1 pseudogene is annotated in these 1104 nt (G+C 67.1%); it reads left to right on the top strand.

Features of this window, described 5'->3' with window-relative positions:
- Positions 1-77: 77 nt before the first annotated feature.
- A pseudogene (locus ACIQVZ_RS42535) lies at positions 78-1081 on the top strand (IS5 family transposase).
- The last annotated feature ends 23 nt before the right edge of the window (positions 1082-1104 follow it).

Genomic DNA, 1104 nt, shown 5'->3' with positions numbered 1-1104 from the left:
CTAGGGCGCGTATCTGGTTGTGATCAATCTGAGGGAATCGCCTGCGTCGCGGGACCTGATCCGGTAGACCGTGTTGTGTGACACGAGCGCAACTTTCGGACGCTGAGTGGGAGTTCATCGAGCCGTACCTGCCGATCGGCAGGTACGGCCCGTACCCCGAGCGGCTGCGCCAGCAGTTCGAGGGCGTGATCTGGCGGTTCAGGACGGGCGCGCAGTGGCGGGAGATGCCCGGGGAGTTCGGGGCCTGGCCGACCGTGCACAACCGCTTCCGGCAATGGCGCGACGCCGGCGTCTTCGAGGCTCTGCTGGAGGGCCTGATCGCGGAAGCCGCAAAGCGCGGTGAGGTGGACTTGTCCCTGGTCAGCGTGGACTCCACCACTGTCCGCGCCCACCACGACGCTGCCGGTATGCACCTGGACCCCGACGCCATGGAGGCCCTGGAGAAGGCTGCCGACGAGGCGGAGAAGGCACGGCAAAAGGGGGCGGCCCGGATGAACAAGACGGGCAGGGCGCCGGAAACGACCCGGAGCGGGAGGAACGGCGACGTATCCGGCGCCGGCGCAGGCTCCGACTGAAGGAAGCCCTGCTCGGACGCTCCAGAGGCGGGCAGACCAGCAAGATCCATTGCGCCGGCGACCGCAAGTGCCGCCCGCTGGTGTTCCTCCTGACCGAGGGACAGGCCGCCGATAGCCCGCAGTTCATCCCCGTGCTCAAGAAGCTGCGGGTCCGGGGGTCGGTCGGCCGTCCCCGCACCCGACCCGACGCGGTCGCAGGAGACAAGGCCTACTCGTCCCGCGGCAACCGCGCCCACCTGCGCAAACGGCGCATCAAAGCAGTCATCCCGGAGAAGAAGGACCAGGCCGCCAACCGGAAGAAGAAGGGCGGCAAGGGCGGTCGGCCCGTCACTCACGACGCCGACCTCTACAAGGAACGGAACACCGTCGAGCGCCTGATCAACAAGCTGAAAGCCTGGCGAGGCATCGCCACGCGGTTCGACAAGAAGCCCGAGAGCTACCTCGCCGGCCTCCATCTCCGGGCCTCGATGATCTGGATCAAAGAGCTCACCCGGAACAGCCATTGATCACAACCCAATACCCGCCCTAG

Source organism: Kitasatospora sp. NPDC098663, from assembly GCF_044760075.1.
GTDB lineage: Bacteria > Actinomycetota > Actinomycetes > Streptomycetales > Streptomycetaceae > Kitasatospora.
This window is presented reverse-complemented; position numbering and strand designations above follow the sequence as displayed.